Consider the following 17,942-nt stretch of genomic DNA (forward strand, 5'->3'; position numbering starts at 1 on the left):
TTGATATAATAAAGGTGAGAGTTAACTAATGTTTTGTGTGCTAGAAATCATTATTATTTAGTTAAATAATTTATTAAATTGTGTGATAGTTCTTGTACATAGTATAAGAATTTTTAAGCTCTGAAGCTGAAGAGTTCTAATATATACTAAGCTTATAAACATTAGGAATATTAGCAATAATGGCAATGGGATAGAATTTAAATATAGATGGTTAGGAGAGAAGATATGAAGAAACTCTTTAAAATATTAGTTGTAGATGATGAAGAAAGGATATTAGATGTGGTAAAAGCTTATTTAGAAAAAGAAGGTTATGAAGTGATAACTGCAATGGATGGTGAAGAAGCAATTAAGTTATTTAAAGAAATATCATTTCATTTAGTTATATTGGATCTAATGCTACCAAAGATATCTGGTGAAGAGGTTTGTTCAAAGATAAGAGAATCTTCTAATGTTCCAATTATTATGCTTACAGCAAAGGTAGAGGAAGAGGATAAGCTAGAAGGTCTTTCTATAGGAGCAGATGATTATCTTACAAAACCTTTTAGTGTAAGGGAGCTTGTGGCAAGAGTAAAAGCTCTTATTAGAAGGGCATATAAAGGAAAGTATCCATTGGCAGAGCATTTAATACTTAATGATGGAGACTTAGAAGTTGACATAAGAAAAATGAAAGTATTAAAAAAGGGAAAAGTGGTTACATTAACATCTTATGAGTTTAAAGTGCTTGTTTCATTATTAACTAATCCAGGACAGGTTTTTACTAGAGAACAGTTAGTTGAACAAGCTTTTGGATATGATTATGAAAGTTTTGATAGGACTGTAGATACTTATATAAAAAATATAAGACAAAAGATAGAAGATAATCCTAAGGCACCTAACTATATTACTACTGTATATGGAGTTGGATACAGATTTGGAGGAAAAAATTAATGAAAATGTCTTTAAAGAAAAAACTTTCTTTAGGATTTTTAATTGCGGTTATAGGTTCAATAATAATTGCTAGTTCCATATCTAATTATATGATAAATAACAGATTTAATGAATATTTGGTTCAAGAACATAAAAATAAAATAAACCAAATTATAGTGGCAATTGAAGATATGTATAAAGAAGATAAAGGCTTTCAAGCACTAAAGTATGATGAAATAAAAAGATATGCAGTTTTAAATGAACTTTATATAGAAATAAAAGATAAAGAAGGTAGCAAGATATTTACCTCTGGGGATGACCATCTTAAACATAGGAGTATGATGAATTCTATGATGGGGCATGGAATGGGCAATATGATGGGGCATGGAATGGGCAATATGATGGGGAAAATGAAAAACTTAGATTCAGGGGATTATAAGGAAGAAGAACAATGGCTTAAAAAGAACAATGCAACTTTTGGAAAGATAACTATTGGATATTTTGGTACTTCATATTTAAACAATGAAGCATTAACATTTAAAAGAACTTTAAATCATTCCTTTATTATATCTATGGTCATAACCTTTATTTTAGGGCTTATATTGAGCTGGATTTTATCAAAACAATTTTCAAAACCTTTGGTTAAAATAAAAGAAATAGCTAATACAATGAGAATGGGAAATTTAAATATAAGATCTAATATAAAAAGTAATACAACAGAAATTCAGGAATTATCAAATTCTATAAATTATTTAGCAGAAACACTACAACAACAGGAGGCTCTTCGTAAAAGATTGACTTCAGATATGGCTCATGAAATAAGAACTCCAATTACAACTTTAAAAACTCATGTTGAGGCAATAATAGATGGTATATGGGAGCCTACAGAGGAAAGATTGCAAGTTTTTTATGAGGAATTAGAGCGATTAACAAATCTTGTGAATAATTTAAGAAATATTTCTAAATTAGAAAAAGCCGAAACAGTTGTAAATAAAACTAACTTAAATATTACAAAGGAAATAGAAAAGGTTGTGGAAACATTTAATCCTTTATATGAAAAAAGCGGCTTTAAAATAGTTACTAAACTGGAGAAGGATGTATATGGTTTTATAGATAAGGATAAATTAAAGCAAATTATGCATAATCTTTTATCTAATTCACATAAATATTTAAATGAAGATGGATTAGTGAAGGTTTCATTATCAAAGGGAGAAGATAAAATATTTATAAAGGTTGAAGATAATGGAGAGGGAATTCCAAAGGAGGATTTACCTCATATATTTGAAAGATTTTATAGAAGTGATGTATCAAGGAATAAAACTACAGGAGGTACAGGTCTTGGTCTTACCATAACAAAAACTTTAGTAGAAGCTCATGGTGGGCATATTAGAGTAGAAAGTGAGCTTGGAGTTGGAACCAAGTTTATTATAGAGATAATAACTACTCTTTAGATTCAAGTTTATTGTAAAAATATTTTTATTATTTTGTCCTATAATTTTATAAAGGCTCTATCTTTAATAGTGCAACAAAGTGTTGCACTATTGTTTTTGTGTCTTATTGACTCTCATCTTACAGGAGGAAGTATTGTTTAAATGTAATCAATATTTTATTGTAGTATGAGGTTTTCATTTCTAAATTCAATAGGAGTTTTATTATTAAATTTTTTAAAGGTTGAACTAAAATAATTTTGATTATTAAATCCAACAGAAAGAGCAATTTCTAATATAGATAAATTATTTTTTGTTAAAAGCTCTTTACTTTTTTCTATTCTAATTTCATTTACAAGCTGGGAAAAAGTTTTCCCCGTTTCTTTTTTTAATATAGAACAAAAATAAGATTTATTTATTTTTAAATGTCGAGATATATCATCTAAAGATATATCATCACTATAATTCGCATCTAAAAGATCCATAGCCTTTCTAATATGGAGACTATTTGGCATTTTACGTGTAAGAACTTTTTCTTTAATGTATCTACTATCTAGAGCTATATTTCTTAAAAGAGAAATCAAATGAGGAATACAGCAAAGAGGCTTATAGGGTACACCATTGTTATTTCCTTTAGATGAAGAATATGGTCCTATGATATATACACCTTTATGAACAGTTTTAGGGCAAATATAAAAAGCTGTAAAATTAACTTTATTCAAATCATTAGTACTTATAGTGCAATACCCATTTTTAGTCATAGAATCCTTATCTAATTTTTCATAGATGTTATTATCATCAAATAAATCTTGAAACATGTAATTATATCCTCTGGAATCTATTAAGTCACCTTTGTAACTAAAAGATTTTATTGGGATATTAGTACATAAAAAGAACTTTTCAGCAATAGAACATATATGTTTATTTGCATCAGACAAGTATATCTCACTCCTTTAAAATTATCTAAATATAGTTATAAAAATCTAAATATAATTAAAGTTAAAAAATAAATAAGGTTGTACAATGTTGTTGATAATGAATATCAAAAACAATTATATATGTGAATGATTATATCAATGAGTATTGGAGGTGTCAAATATAATGTTGTTTACATATAAGGCAGGTTAAAATGCAAAATTATACCATAAGATGTTTTTTGAATGTTCCTAAAGGAGATGAAGAATGAAAAAGAGATATTTAATTTTGGCATTAATTATTTTATCTATTTGTTCAATATTTATTGGAGTAAAAGATATTAGCTTTGTAGATATATTTAATTCAGATGATGTAAAGCTTAAGGTATTATTAATCAGTAGAATTCCAAGACTTATAAGTATTATTGTAGTAGGAGGGAGTATGAGTATAGCAGGACTTATTATGCAACAAATAAGTCGGAATAAATTTGTATCACCAGATACAGCTTCAACTGTAGATAGTGCAAAACTTGGGATTTTAGTTGCTTTAATGATATTTCCTTCCGCAACTCTCACTGAAAAAATGATAGTTTCTTTTATATTTTCTTTATTAGGCACATTCTTATTTATGAAAATTTTAAAGAAAATAAAAGTTAAAAATTCTATATTTATACCACTTGTAGGTATAATGCTTGGGAATATAATAGATTCAATAACTACGTTTTTTGCATATAAATATAATCTTATTCAAAGTATAGCCTCTTGGCTTCAAGGAGATTTTTCTTTAATTATTAAAGGAAATTATGAGCTTATATATCTGAGTCTACCTATTGTAGTCATAGCTTTTATTTATGCTAATAAATTTACAGTAGCAGGTATGGGAGAGGATTTCTCTAAGAATTTAGGTGTTAATTATAACAGAATCATAAATATAGGACTTGTAATAGTAGCATTAATATCTTCACTGGTAGTTATTACTGTAGGAAAAATACCATTTTTAGGTCTTATAGTACCTAATATAGTTACTCTTTATAAAGGAGATAATTTAAAAAATAGTCTTTATAGTACAGCATTGCTTGGAGCAGTATTTCTCTTAGGCTGTGACATACTAGGTAGATTAATTATTTATCCTTATGAAATATCTATAGGACTTGTAGTTGGGGTTATAGGAAGTACAGTATTCCTTTATCTCTTGTTTAGGAGGAATGGCAATGAAGTGTAGAAGACGAGTAGTTTTATTAGGTGTTTTTTCTATAGCTCTTATAGTATTATTCATATTTACAGGAATAAGTAAAGGCAATTATGATTATGTTCTGCCAAGGAGATTTCTAAAGGTATTAGCTATATCTTTAACTGCAGGTTCCATAGCTTTTTCTTCAATGATATTTCAAACTATAACTAACAACAGAATATTAACTCCTAGTGTATTAGGATTAGATTCCTTATATATGTTTATACAAACTTTTGTAGTATTTATCTTTGGAGCTAATAGTATGGTTGTTATGAGTAGCAATTTTAATTTCCTTATATCCGTCAGCCTTATGGTGGTGTTTTCAATGATTTTATACAAATTTTTATTTAAAAGAGAGGATAAAAATATTTTCTTTTTACTTTTAACAGGATTAATATTTGGAACACTATTTCAAAGTTTAGCAGCTTTTATGCAGACAATAATTGATCCTAATGCATTTTTAGTAATTCAAGATAAGATGTTTGCAAGTTTTAATAAGGTAAATACTGATGTTATCCTTATATGTATTATAGTAATTTTACTCGTTATAGCCTATATATATGATTATGTGAAAGTTTTAGATGTAATGCTTTTAGGAAGGGAGCAGGCAATAAATTTAGGTGTTTCCTACGATAAAGTTGTTAAAAAAATGCTTATAGTTGTTTCAATATTAGTATCTATATCTACAGCATTAGTAGGGCCTATAACTTTTTTAGGGTTACTTTCTGTAAATCTTACCTATGAGTTTATAAATACCTATAAGCATAAGTATTTAATTATAGGTTCTGTATTTATAAGTATTATAGCTTTAGTCGGAGGACAATTTATTGTTGAAAGATTTTTAAATTTTGGTACAACCTTAAGCGTAATAATAAACTTCATTGGAGGAATCTATTTCATGTATTTACTGTTAAAGGAGAGTAAACTATGATAGAAATAAAAAATGTAACAAAAAGATATGGACATAAGAAAGTTATAGATGACGTGTCTTTAAATATAGAAAAAGGAAAAATAACTTCTTTTATTGGTCCTAATGGAGCAGGAAAGAGCACTTTGCTTTCTATAATAAGCCGTCTTATCACTAAAGATGTAGGACAGGTGTTTATAGATGGGACAGAAGTTTCTAAATGGGATAATAAAAGCTTAGCAAAGAAAATATCTATATTAAAGCAATCCAATCATACAAATATAAGGTTAACGATTAAAGAATTAGTGAGTTTTGGAAGGTTTCCTTATTGTAATGGTAATCTTTCATCAGAGGACTTAAAATATGTTAATGATGCTATAGCCTATTTAGAACTTAAGGATATAGAAAATAAATATTTAGATGAGCTAAGTGGAGGTCAAAGGCAAAGAGCTTATATAGCTATGATAGTTGCTCAAAACACAGAATATATACTTTTAGATGAGCCTTTAAACAATTTAGATATGAAACATTCAGTGCAGATTATGAAAATTTTAAGGAGGTTGGTTAAGGAGCGAAATAAAACAGTTATTTTAGTCATACATGATATTAACTTTGCCTCTTGCTATTCAGATTATATAGTTGCTCTAAAAAATGGAGTTGTAGCAAGTGAAGGCAATACTCATGATATTATAGATAAAAATATTTTAAGTAATATATATGAAATGGATTTTAATATAAAAGATATAGAGGACCAAAGAATTTGTATATATTTCTAATTTAGCTATCTATATATTATATTATCTTAATTAGTTAGAATTAATAATTAAAATAAATTATTGAGGTGAATTAAATGAATAAAAAAGTATGGACAATAGTAGGAATTTTAATAGTATTTATTGTGGGTGGAGCTTTGTTTTTTAAACCTAAGGAAAATAAAAAACAGGAAGCAAGTAGTGTAGATATCAAGATCACTCATAAGCTTGGAGAGGCAACTTTAAAAAAGAATCCTAAAAAGGTAGTAGTTTTTGATTATGGTACTTTAGATTCTTTGGATAAAATGGGAATAGAAATAAAAGGACTTCCAAAGTCAAATATACCAAGCTACTTATCAAAATATAAAGATGATAAGTATGTAGATGTAGGTACTTTATTTGAACCTAATTTTGAAAAGTTAAATGAGATTAAGCCAGATGTAATATTTATATCAGCAAGACAGTCTAAGGTATATGAAGAACTTAATAAAATAGCTCCTACAATACAGCTTAATACAGAGAATGGGAAATATATGGAGTCAGTTAAAAGTAATTTAGAAAAATTAGGGAAAGTATTTGATAAAGAAGATTTTGTAAAAGATGAAATTAAGAAACTTGATGATTCAGTAAAAGATATAAACAAGAAGGCTAGTGAAAGTGGGAAAAAGGCTTTAGTGATTTTAGCTAATGATGGAGCATTAAGTGCTTATGGAAAAGGATCAAGATTTGGGATTATACATGAAGAACTTGGATTTCCACTTTCAGATGAACATATAGACACAGCAGTTCATGGTCAAAAGATATCCTTTGAATATGTTGTAGAAAAAAATCCAGATTATATCTTTGTTGTGGATAGAGGGGCTGTTGTTCAAGGGGGACATAAGTCAGTGAATAAAATATTAGAAAATGATCTAATAAAAACTACAAAGGCATATAGAAATAACAAGATTATTTCATTAAATCCAGAACTTTGGTATATATCATCAGGTGGTATAGTATCTACTACTGAAATGTTAAAGGAAATAAAAGAGTCTATCAAGTAGTGAAAGCTTATAGATATAAGTGTAATATATTAGAAGTATTTTATATAAACTAGAGATTGACAAATAACCATTATGGATCTATAATTGAAAATAAATTTCAGTATCATAGTTGCTTGGATAAAATATTAGTAGAAAATTTTATTTTAATATTTTATCTAGTAAAGAAATTTAGATATAGCAGTTGAGAAGGGAGTAATGGGGATGGAATTGTGTACAGTTAAACAATATGAAATAAAAAGTTCAAAAGCTAATGATTGTTGCATTTGTGATGGCTTTAATAAAATTTACAATAAAGGCTGTGGACAATATAGTTACCAAATTCCCCAAGAGCTAGGAAGTGGACATTTAAAACAATTATTAAGTTGTGAAAATGCTCGTATTATGGAATTTGATATGAATTTGCTAAAACAAGTGGAACTTAATGGTACTTCGGGAGTGCCTCACATAGATATGCTCTTTTGTCTTGGTGATGATCTACAGTGGGAGTTACCCCAAACCGGTAAAAGATTTGAGATGCTGTCCGGTGAAAGCTATATGGGTACTAGTGAGGAAACTGTGAAAAGATGCATTTATCCTGCGAAGTGTGATGTTAAATTGATTGAAATTAAAATGCCTTTGAAGAAAATGAAAGATAATATTGATAAAATTTGTAAAGATTCTGGTTTTTATAATTATTTTTCAGAAAGAGTATGGTGTGATAATTTAAAAATAACACCTTCTATCAATGCAATTTTACATCAGATGTTAAAATGTCCTTATGAAGAATCCTTAAGATATTTATATATGGAAGGCAAGCTTATGGAACTTGTAGCTGTATATTTAAATGAGGTTATGTATCAGAGTAAAGGAATTTCAAAGAGTATAAGTTTATCTAAAGATGATGTTAAAAGTATTTATAAAGCAAAGGACATACTAGATAAAAGCATTACTCAGAAAATAACATTAAGTTATCTTTCAAAGGAAGTTTGTCTTAATGAATTTAAACTAAAAAAAGGATTTAAGGAATTGTTCGGAATGCCCGTGTACACTTATCTTTTAGATAAAAGATTGGAGCTTGCTAAACTTTTTTTAGAGGAGAAAAAATTCCGTGTTAGTGATGTAGCTAATCTTGTTGGATATGGTAACATGAGTCATTTTGCAGCAGCTTTCAGAAAAAAATATGGGGCAAATCCTAGTGAATATGTAAAAGATATTTCAAAATAAATTATTAATTTTTACTGCATACATGCTATTGTATTGCAGTATTTTTTTGTAAAAATCCTAATTTGAGCTAACATAATCCTGATTTGAGTAGAGATGAGATAAATAAACCCCTATAATTGATAATGGGAATCAATTATAGGGGTTTTACTTTTTATAAATTATTTCATAAAGAAAATCATTAGTTTTGGAGGAAGTTTTAATTCAAATTTAGGATTAGAAATCCTTATCTAAAGACTTAGCAGATTTTATACACAGTATAAGAATTCTAAGAGACTTAAGCTGAAGAATTCTAATATATCTAACTTTTTATAAGATAGGAGTATTAGGGTAGATAGTAACGGTATAAGTGAATAATTAATTTATAGAAAAGAGGAATTGCAAATGGAGAAGAAAAAGAAAGGCATTCCAAGGCTTTTGGAAATAGCTGGAGAAAAACAAGGGCTACTTATTGTCTCATCCATATTTTCAGCTATCAGTGCAATTTTAATGCTATTACCATATATAGCGGTTTATTTTATAATGGCGGAACTTTTAAAAAATGCTTCCAATCCTAGAAATATTGATTCTACACAAATGCTGCATTGGGGAACCATTGCTCTTGTAGGATTGGTTGGGGGAATTGTTTTCATGTATATATCTGGGTTAATGTCTCATACAGCAGCATACAGGATATTATATAGCTTAAGGGTTCGTATGTCAGAGCATATTGGTAAATTACCTCTAGGCTATTTAAGTAATACATCAACGGGGATAGTAAAGAAAACCTTTGAACAAAACGTAGAAAAGATTGAAGCCTTTGTTGCTCACCAGTTACCGGATATGGTAAATGTATTTGTAACAATGATTATTACAATAATTATGATGCTAACTTTAAATCCATGGCTTACATTAGCAGCTATGATACCACTTGTTTTAGGCTTCTTAATACAGATGAAAAAAAGAAGTGGTAAGGCAGCAGAGGAAAGTGCAAAAAAATACTATAATGCCTTAGAGAGAATCAACTCATCAACTATTCAATATGTAAAGGGAGTGCCTGCTGTAAAGATATTTGGTAGAAACGTATATTCTTTTCGTAAATTTTATGATGATATGATATCTTATAGGGATTATTGTGTAAAATATACAGATCAGTATCAAAATACTTATATAAGTTCAAAGGTATTATTAAATTCAACTCTAACATTTATATTGCCAGTGGGTATCTTTTTAATGGGAGGAAGATCAGGAGATCTTTCCTTTGCACAAACTCTTTTATTTTTTATTATTTTAGCACCAGGAGTTGCATCACCTATGTTGCGCTTTATGACTTTTGCATCTTCATTAGGAGATATTTCTGAGGGAGTTCAGCGTATTGATAAGATCTTTGCTGAGAAAACTATTTGTGAGGCAAAGAATCCTAGGATACCTTCCTCTTATGATATTGAGTTTGATAATGTGTCCTTTTCTTATGAGTCTGAGGACACATCCACTAGGAAAGAAGCATTATCAAAAGTAAGTTTTAAGGCGAAAAAAGGTTCATGTACAGCACTTGTAGGACCTTCAGGTTCTGGAAAATCTACAGTGGCTAATCTTATTCCACGTTTTTGGGATATTCAAAAAGGTCATATTAGAATCGGTGGAATAGATATTAAAGAAATTTCTACAGAGAACTTGATGGATTTAGTTTCCTTTGTTTTTCAAGATACATTTTTATTTCATGATAGCTTATATGAAAATATCCGTGTAGGCAGACCAGATGCTACAAAGGAAGAAATATTTAAGGCTGCAAAAGCTGCTCAGTGTCATGAGTTTATTACAGGACTTGAAAAAGGTTATGGCACTATTGTTGGTGAAGGAGGAACTCATCTTTCAGGTGGTGAAGAACAAAGAGTATGTGTGGCAAGAGCAATTTTGAAAAATTCTCCTATACTAGTTTTAGATGAGGCTACTGCTTTTTCAGATCCAGAAAATGAGCATCACATGCAGCTAGCTCTAAGGGAGCTTATGAAAAATAAAACTGTTATCATGATTGCACATAGGTTAACAACTATTAAAGATGCTGAAAATATAGTAGTTATGAAAGATGGAACTATTGTAGAGGCGGGTACTCATGATGCTCTTGTAAATAAAGATGGATTATATAGAAAGCTTTGGAATTCATATACAGTGGCGTCTAAGTGGGGTATGAACAAAGGAGGGGATTTAGCATGAAAATTTTCCGAAATATTACAGCAGGACATCCAGAAAAACTAGTAAAACCTGTTATTTATACAATTTTAGCGAATGTCATAGGTATGTTGCCTTTCGGCTTTGCAATAGGAGCTATTCAAATAATTTTTCAACCCTTTGTAACACCAGGAGTACCTCTTGATATAGGAAAGTTATGGATAGTTGTAGTAGGCCTTATTTTATCCATGGTAATTATGTTTTTAGCAGAAATCCCTGCTTATAGACATGCTTATAGGGATGCATACATGACAGCTGCTGAGGGGAGAGCAAATCTTGCAGAGCATATGAGGAAGTTACCACTAGGATATCTATTTTGTAAGGATGCTGGAATGCTTGGAAACATGATGATGGGTGATTTTGCCATGGTAGAGAATGGTATGAGTCATGTTGTTCCAAAATTAATGGGCGCTTTAGTGACACCAGTATTAGCTTTTATAGGACTTGCTTTTATGGATTGGCGTATGTCCCTTTCTATGTTTGCTGCAATGCCAGTAGCATTGCTTATTATCATAGGTACTTCCAAATTGCAGAAGGTATTGGGTAGAGAATTAACAGAGGCAAAGATAGATGCATCTAATCGTCTACAGGAGTATTTAACAGGTATTCGTGTCATTAAGTCCTGTAACATGACAGGAGAACATTTTCATCATCTAGAGGGTTCTTTTTACAACTTAATGAAGAAAAGTATCAAAATGGAGGGGCTTTTACAATCTATTGTGTTAACAGTAACCCCTTTACTTAGGGCAGGACTTACAGCGATGGTTTATGTAGGTAGTTATCTTTTAATGGGTGGTACTCTAACTATTATGACACTAGCAACTTTTTTAGTTATAGGTACAAGAATATTTGAACCTCTTTCTGAAGCTATTGTAAATTTAGCGGAGCTTCGCTATGATGCTCAAGCTGGTGAAAGAATTATAAAATTTATGGAAGAGCCTGTTATGTCAGGAGAAAAGAATCCACCATATTCCAATGATATAGAGTTACAACATGTTGATTTTAGCTATGATAATGTAAGGGTACTAAAGGATGTATCAATTAAGATGAAAGAGGGTACATTAACAGCTTTAGTAGGACCCTCTGGTAGTGGAAAAAGTACGGTGCTAAAATTGGTTGCTAGATTCTATGATCCACAACAGGGAAAAGTACTTTTAGGTAGAGAAGATATGAAAGGTATGAATCCAGAAAGTTTACTTAAAAGGATTTCCATGGTCTTTCAGGATGTATATTTGTTTCAGGATACCATAGGAAATAATATCCGTTTTGGGCGAGAGGATGCAACTCAAAAAGAAGTAGAAGAGGCTGCAAAAAAAGCTTGTTGTCATGATTTCATTATGAAATTGCCACAGGGATATGATACCCCAGTTGGAGAGGGTGGCTGTACTTTATCCGGTGGTGAAAAGCAACGTGTTTCTATTGCAAGAGCCATGCTTAAAGATGCCCCGGTAGTATTGTTAGATGAAGCCACTGCATCTTTAGATCCGGAAAATGAAATGGATGTACAAAAGGCTATAAATCAATTAATTAAAGGAAGAACTGTAATTGTTATTGCTCATAAATTAAAGACTATACACTCTGCAGATAATATTATTGTATTAGATGATGGTAAGGTAGTAGAGAAGGGGAAACATGAAGAACTAATTAAGCTAAAGGGACTTTATGCTCGTTTGTGGAAACTTCAACAGGTATCTGAAGAGTAAAATAAATTTATTTTGAAATTTTATAAGTATATAAAATGGAATAGTGTTATAAATTAAAAGTCCATTGAAAGACAAACATTAATTTTAGTCTTTTAATAGACTTTTATTTTTTATGTAGCTTTTTATATAAAAGAGATAATTATTATATGATTTTTAAGGAATATATATATATGAATTTTATATAAGCCATTATATGTTATTATTATTTTATTTTAAGCATAATATTAATAATAAATTTATGTTTTTCTTCTAGTATATCAACTATGCCATTATATTTTTTTGCAACAGTTTTTATGTTAGAAATCCCTATACCATGATTAGTTTTATCAGTTTTTGTACTGATAATTTTATTTTCAGCATACTGAATCTTATCTGTAGCACTGTTAGAAACTTCAATTATTAGATATATATTTTTTATGTAAGATTTTATACATATTTTTTTTAGAATATTACTATCTGTAATTCTCATACAAGCTTCAAGGGCATTGTCCAATGCATTACTTAAAATAACACATAAATCTACAGGCTCTAATAAGGTTTTTGTAGGTAATAGGAAATCACATATAAACTCTATTTCATTAGCCTTAGCAATGTTATACTTTTCATTTATAACTGCATCAGATATAGAATTACCTGTTTTTATTTTAAAATCAAGTTTACTTATAGTTTCATTAATATTTATAAGATACTTTTTTATATCTTCAATGTTATTAGTAGCAGCTAAATTTTTTAAACAAGAAACATGGTTATTCATATCGTGGATTAGGCCTCTTATCCCTTTATAAAGCATTTCTATGTTGTTGCTATGGGTAAGCTGTAGCTTAAATTGTTGTTCCATAAGAATGCTTTTTTTCTCTTCTAATTGGCCTTCAAGCATTTTTTTAAAGGTATAGGCCATAATTAATAATGATATTAACAAAGCAAAAGTTATAAAGGGGAGGGTATAATAAATTCTAGGAAAAATATAAGGTAAATAGTATCTTTTATTATCAATATTAATAGGTTGAATGATATAAAAAATAAGTCCTAAACTATAAATTGATAAACAAGGAATGAGCAAAAATAAGTTTTCATATAATTTTATTGATTTTTCTTTTAAATTTAGAAATTTACAAATGTTTTTTAAAAATACAAATAATATAGTATAACGTATAAGATCATTAATAATGTTGGTCATAAAACTAATAATTATATGTTTATTAAAAGATACATTAATGTTATGGATAGTAGGCAAAATTGTAAAATCAAAGGTTAAAAAAGTCAGATTAATAAGTAGTAATGCTGCTTCTTCAAGAATAACAGCATAAAATTTCATTAAGAAATTACCATTACATAAAAAACATATAATTAGTAGCCAAATTATATTATTTATAATTATACTCCATAGTAGGGACATTGATTTCATCATATAAAAATCAATAACTGTTACTAATAATGCACATAAAGTAAAATGCCAAACTTTACTTTTAAATCCTAAAAAATTTTTATAGAAATAGTATTTGATTGCATATAGAAAAAGCATTGTTAAATATCCTGATAAAAATCGAGAAATCTCTAATATTTGTTGTTTTTCCATAATTACTGAACCTCATTTTTTAAATAATACATAAAGGCTTTTGAAAAATCATCTAATCTATATTTTGAAACATATATTTTTTCTGAGTTTATTAGGGTTATAAATACATTATCATAGCTTTCAACATACTTTAAATTTACAATATAACTTTTATGACATCTAAAAAAATTACATCCATAAAGTTCTTTTTCAATATCAGATATTTTATGATAATATTCAATAATATTATTTTTAGTATGGATTTTTAGTTTCCTATGTTGTGATTCTATGTACATTATATCTTTAAGAAAAATTTTAGTAGCTTTGCTAATTGTTTTAGCAATAATAAACGTATCTTTTTTATCAAACTGCAGTAAAGCTGAATATAAAACATCTTTAAGTTTACTTTCATTAATGGGTTTTAAAATATAGTGAAAAGCTTTTACATCAAATGCGTCAAAAACATAATCTTTAAGTCCTGTTATAAATACAATAACTGCTTCTTCATTTATAAGTCTAATTTTTCTTGCAACTTCTAAGCCTGTTAATTTATCCATTTTTATATCTAAAAAATATATATCAAAGTCATCCGTTGAGGATATTAAATCTTCTCCATTATCAAATTGAAATATTTTATACTGTTTATTTTTTAAATGTAAAGCTTCAACAATAATACCTACTATTTCTTCTCTTTGGCCTTTTTCATCATCACAAATAGCTAACTTTAGCATTGAATCACCTCCAAAATAAGTATACCATCTAATTAAGTCTATAAATAAAATTTTTATCCGATGACTACTCGCTCTAATACTCCCATTTTATTCAAAGTGAGAGTAAAGAGCGGTTACGTCTCTGGATAAGGATTTCCCCTAAAGGATAACGACTTCTAAGAAGTAAAACTTCTAAGAAGTCTGTTAATAAGGGGCTGTCGCATTAAAAAATTTACATACAATATATTGTTTTGCAAATTTAAAGTTAACACAATATATTGTAGGATTTATTCTTAGTGCGACAGCCCCTTAGAAATCTGTTTATAGGCTAAAACTAGATGGTAATAAAATGAGTTTTAAGCAATTATATTAATTTGTTCTTTATTATCTTTAGATTTATTATCTCTAGCTTTATCAGGAAGATTGTCCTCATAATGCTTAATATTTTGTGCAATTTGTTGTTGCTTTATAAATAGTTCATTTGAATTTTCAGAGGCTGAACTAGAATTTGCATCTTTACTTTGTTTATTATTATCAACTATATTATTAGAAGTGTTATTTTCTGTATTATTATTGTTTATATTTTTTAAGTTGTTACCTAGTTCTTTATTAATATTTTCAAGACCATTTTTTATTTTATCAAGTTGCTTTTTCTTATTAACAGGGTCTAGTCCTCTTTTTTCATCTGTTTTTATTTCGCAATCTAAAACCCTTGCTGTACCTGACATTAAAGTTTTTTGAAAAGATAATGATTTAGCTTGTGATAGATTGGTAGAAAGATTTAAAAGATTGTCCATAGATTCATCTGTTTTCATATTCTTTTCTGAATATGTATTTGATGTCTTCTTAGAGTTTGGATTTTTCTTATTTTTGTCTTTATCTTTACTTTCAATGCCCATTGAATTACGTTGTTCTTCTAATTGAAGATCATTTATTTGTTTATCAATCTCTTTAATCTGTTTATCAATACTTTGAAGCTTTTCTTTTATAGTTAAAGGATCGTTACCATTTTTCAATCCTCTTTCCATAATAGAATTTTTACTTTCCATCAAATTTGATTTTTGTTCCATTAGATTTTTTAATATATCATTTTTTCGGGAATTTCCTGTAAAGGATGTGCCCTTATTACCTTTATTAATAAGGTTCTGTTTTTGAGATTTCTTGTTGTTAACAAAAGTTTTAGCATTAGATGGATAATTTAAATTTATTGAACCCATCTGATGTTTGGGTGAAAAAGATATATTCATAAATATGCCTCCTTTAATAGAATTTTTCAAGTTTTGTATGGTTTTTACACTTATTATATCGTAGAATATGGAATTAATTTCATTAGTTTGTAGCAACAAGTCTTTAAAATGTATTGAATAGATTTTATAAGTATACTAGTAGTTATTTCAAAGTATTATAAAATGAAACCTAATTCACATATTTTACTATATGCTAATTTTAATTTAACAGATATAGGGAGTTTACAATGTTTATCTAGCTCTTATAGGATAGGGGGGATTAGAATTGTTAGTCATGGAATAAAATATATTTAGTTTTAAAACCACAAATATAAAAAATACACTTATAAACTTTTATATTTGATATATTAAAACTAAATATATTTTGAGACAGCTTCTTTATATACAGGACTAATTACCTGATTCATAAAATACCATATTTAGCATAACGTTAGTGGAACAAAAACCTTCATTTTTTATTTGTAATATATAATTAGTATCATATTGTAATATTCTTTCGAAAGATGCAGATTCTATGGGGGTTCCACCCTGGCTAAATGAAAATCTTGGTATAAGATTTTGTTCTAATATTATACCATCTTGTATGTTATAAGCATCGTAATAAAAGGATGTATCTGCTTTTATTTTGGATCTATCATCTAGGTTTATTACAGGAATTTTTTTAGTCCCAGGAGTAAATTTAGGACTTTTAATTAGTTTAATGCCTAATTGTTCTCCTTGGCTTATAATTCTTTGATCTTTTATGTGTGTAATAGTATTTTTCCCTGTGGATATTTGTATATTAAGACTTTTACCTGGTAAAACTATCTTTCTAGATGAGATAGTAAATGCCTGACCAGCAAAAACGAATCCTAGCCAATAGGGTTGATTTCTAAATTGATAACTGGAGATTGCCATATCAAACCACCTCAAATACTCTAATTGTTACAGGATATTCTTTAGTTTTAGCATAAATAGTTAAATCTTCATCTGGATTAAGATCATACACAATAACTTCTGCAGGAACATTAAAAACATATTTTCCACTTTCAAGTGTAAAGTTTGGATCTGTAGAGTGGTAAATATAAGTAGCTGCATCATTAATAACCCACAATTGTCTTCTTCCAGGTAGATTTTTATCCTCAACTCTTAAGGGTGTAGCTTCAGTTGTAATTCTTACTTTTCCTATACGATTATTTTTATTCCAATATAGTGGGGGAATATCATCATAACGAAAAACATTCATAAATAGTGACCTCCGTAAAGTAATTAATAACTGATATATTTAAGTTATCCATACATATTATGATAATGTACAATAGGATGATACAATAGGGAAAATAGAAGTTAAAAGGAGATAAGGTAGGAATACAAAAGAATAAATTTTTATTTAGTTTTTTAGGATTAGCATTATTTGATATACAAAGATATTTATGATATTTTTATAATGGTAAAATAGGAAGATAGTATAAATAGAAAGGAAATAATTTTGATGGAGCATAAATCTTTGGAGTAGGAAAGGGACAAATAATATGGTGTTTATAACAGTTTCAACAGGTATAGGAGGGGGAGCCATATTAAATGACAGAATATATAGGGTAGTACTTTCAATGCATTAGAAATAGGGCATATGACTTTAGAAAAAGATTACCCAAGATGTAACTGTGGGAATTATGGATGTGTAGAGGCATTGGCTTCAGGTACTGCCATAGCTAAATTAGCAAGTGGACAAGTAAGAAAAGGGGAAAAACTTCATTATTTAATTATGAAAAAGTAACTGCTTATGAAGTATTTAAGGAAGCAAAAAAGGGAGATATTGTAGCTAAAAGTGTACTTAATAAAGCTTTGAATTATCTTGGAATATGTGTTGCTAATATAATTACTTCTTTTGATCCAGAAATGATCATAATAGGTTGAGAAGTTTCAAAGGGAGGAAAGATAGTATTTGAAACAATAAATAAAGTAGTAAAAGAAAGATATTTTAAATATATGAGTGAAAATACTAAAATAGATCCAGCTGATTTGAGCAATGATGCAGGGCAAAGAGCTATTGTTTTGGTAATAATGAAAAGTAAATTTTAATGAATTTACTTTAATCACAAATCATAAATTATAAGCATATTATGATTTATAGGGGAAAAATTTTATATGAAATTTACA

At 28.4% G+C, this 17,942-nt stretch carries 15 protein-coding genes and 1 pseudogene; 10 read left to right on the forward strand and 6 right to left on the reverse strand.

All coding sequences use genetic code 11. From position 1 onward, the window contains the following. Positions 1 to 225: 225 nt before the first annotated feature. Positions 226 to 927: a response regulator transcription factor gene (locus ACYUEW_RS11485; RefSeq protein WP_460276803.1), complete on the forward strand. Its 702-nt coding sequence runs from the start codon at positions 226 to 228 to the stop codon at positions 925 to 927. Next, positions 927 to 2,357 carry a sensor histidine kinase gene (locus ACYUEW_RS11490; protein ID WP_460276804.1) on the forward strand — a complete coding sequence of 477 codons (1,431 nt, stop codon included), beginning with the start codon at positions 927 to 929 and terminating at the stop codon, positions 2,355 to 2,357. The genes ACYUEW_RS11485 and ACYUEW_RS11490 overlap by 1 nt, the downstream gene beginning before the upstream one ends. Before the next feature lie 155 nt (positions 2,358 to 2,512). Here the strand turns inward: ACYUEW_RS11490 and ACYUEW_RS11495 are convergent, their stop codons facing one another. Beyond that, positions 2,513 to 3,271, reverse strand: coding sequence for a helix-turn-helix domain-containing protein (locus ACYUEW_RS11495; RefSeq protein WP_460276805.1), 759 nt, complete (start codon positions 3,269 to 3,271; stop codon positions 2,513 to 2,515). Between the two features lie 244 nt (positions 3,272 to 3,515). Between ACYUEW_RS11495 and ACYUEW_RS11500 the strand changes: the two genes are divergently transcribed. The 7 genes from ACYUEW_RS11500 to ACYUEW_RS11530 all read left to right on the forward strand — a co-directional run bounded on the left by ACYUEW_RS11500 (position 3,516) and on the right by ACYUEW_RS11530 (position 12,291). Further along, positions 3,516 to 4,469, forward strand: a complete 954-nt coding sequence (locus tag ACYUEW_RS11500; RefSeq protein WP_106899112.1) for an ABC transporter permease — start codon at positions 3,516 to 3,518, stop codon at positions 4,467 to 4,469. Beyond that, positions 4,459 to 5,409 (forward strand): iron chelate uptake ABC transporter family permease subunit, encoded by a 951-nt coding sequence (locus tag ACYUEW_RS11505; RefSeq protein WP_460276806.1) that lies wholly within the window; start codon positions 4,459 to 4,461, stop codon positions 5,407 to 5,409. Before ACYUEW_RS11500 ends, ACYUEW_RS11505 begins: the two co-directional genes overlap by 11 nt. Next, positions 5,406 to 6,161 carry an iron ABC transporter ATP-binding protein gene (locus tag ACYUEW_RS11510; protein WP_003489437.1) on the forward strand — a complete coding sequence of 252 codons (756 nt, stop codon included), beginning with the start codon at positions 5,406 to 5,408 and terminating at the stop codon, positions 6,159 to 6,161. Before ACYUEW_RS11505 ends, ACYUEW_RS11510 begins: the two co-directional genes overlap by 4 nt. A gap of 74 nt (positions 6,162 to 6,235) precedes the next feature. After that, positions 6,236 to 7,180 (forward strand): siderophore ABC transporter substrate-binding protein, encoded by a 945-nt coding sequence (locus ACYUEW_RS11515; RefSeq protein ID WP_043031720.1) that lies wholly within the window; start codon positions 6,236 to 6,238, stop codon positions 7,178 to 7,180. Positions 7,181 to 7,381: 201 nt separating this feature from the next. After that, positions 7,382 to 8,383 carry a helix-turn-helix domain-containing protein gene (locus ACYUEW_RS11520; protein WP_460276807.1) on the forward strand — a complete coding sequence of 334 codons (1,002 nt, stop codon included), beginning with the start codon at positions 7,382 to 7,384 and terminating at the stop codon, positions 8,381 to 8,383. A 381-nt stretch (positions 8,384 to 8,764) separates the two neighbouring features. Further along, positions 8,765 to 10,573, forward strand: a complete 1,809-nt coding sequence (locus ACYUEW_RS11525; protein WP_460276808.1) for an ABC transporter ATP-binding protein — start codon at positions 8,765 to 8,767, stop codon at positions 10,571 to 10,573. Next, positions 10,570 to 12,291 carry an ABC transporter ATP-binding protein gene (locus tag ACYUEW_RS11530; protein WP_460276809.1) on the forward strand — a complete coding sequence of 574 codons (1,722 nt, stop codon included), beginning with the start codon at positions 10,570 to 10,572 and terminating at the stop codon, positions 12,289 to 12,291. Before ACYUEW_RS11525 ends, ACYUEW_RS11530 begins: the two co-directional genes overlap by 4 nt. Positions 12,292 to 12,493: 202 nt before the next feature. On the opposite strand, the gene ACYUEW_RS11535 is transcribed toward ACYUEW_RS11530, so the two are convergent. From ACYUEW_RS11535 to ACYUEW_RS11555, 5 genes are all read right to left on the reverse strand, one after another. Continuing rightward, complete coding sequence (locus tag ACYUEW_RS11535; RefSeq protein WP_460276810.1) at positions 12,494 to 13,867, reverse strand: ATP-binding protein; 1,374 nt, start codon at positions 13,865 to 13,867, stop codon at positions 12,494 to 12,496. 2 nt (positions 13,868 to 13,869) lie between these two features. Next, positions 13,870 to 14,577: a LytR/AlgR family response regulator transcription factor gene (locus ACYUEW_RS11540; protein ID WP_460276811.1), complete on the reverse strand. Its 708-nt coding sequence runs from the start codon at positions 14,575 to 14,577 to the stop codon at positions 13,870 to 13,872. Positions 14,578 to 14,912: 335 nt separating this feature from the next. Continuing rightward, positions 14,913 to 15,803 carry a hypothetical protein gene (locus ACYUEW_RS11545; RefSeq protein WP_460276812.1) on the reverse strand — a complete coding sequence of 297 codons (891 nt, stop codon included), beginning with the start codon at positions 15,801 to 15,803 and terminating at the stop codon, positions 14,913 to 14,915. Between the two features lie 390 nt (positions 15,804 to 16,193). Further along, positions 16,194 to 16,700: a hypothetical protein gene (locus ACYUEW_RS11550; protein ID WP_460276813.1), complete on the reverse strand. Its 507-nt coding sequence runs from the start codon at positions 16,698 to 16,700 to the stop codon at positions 16,194 to 16,196. A gap of 1 nt (position 16,701) precedes the next feature. Further along, a complete protein-coding gene (locus tag ACYUEW_RS11555) occupies positions 16,702 to 17,028 on the reverse strand; it encodes a hypothetical protein (protein ID WP_265203541.1) in 327 nt (108 codons plus the stop codon). A 271-nt stretch (positions 17,029 to 17,299) separates the two neighbouring features. Between ACYUEW_RS11555 and ACYUEW_RS11560 the strand changes: the two are divergent. Then, positions 17,300 to 17,864 (forward strand): annotated as a pseudogene (locus ACYUEW_RS11560) (ROK family protein); the annotation flags it as partial. Positions 17,865 to 17,942 lie beyond the last annotated feature (78 nt).

This window comes from Clostridium sp. CTA-1 (assembly GCF_054768215.1).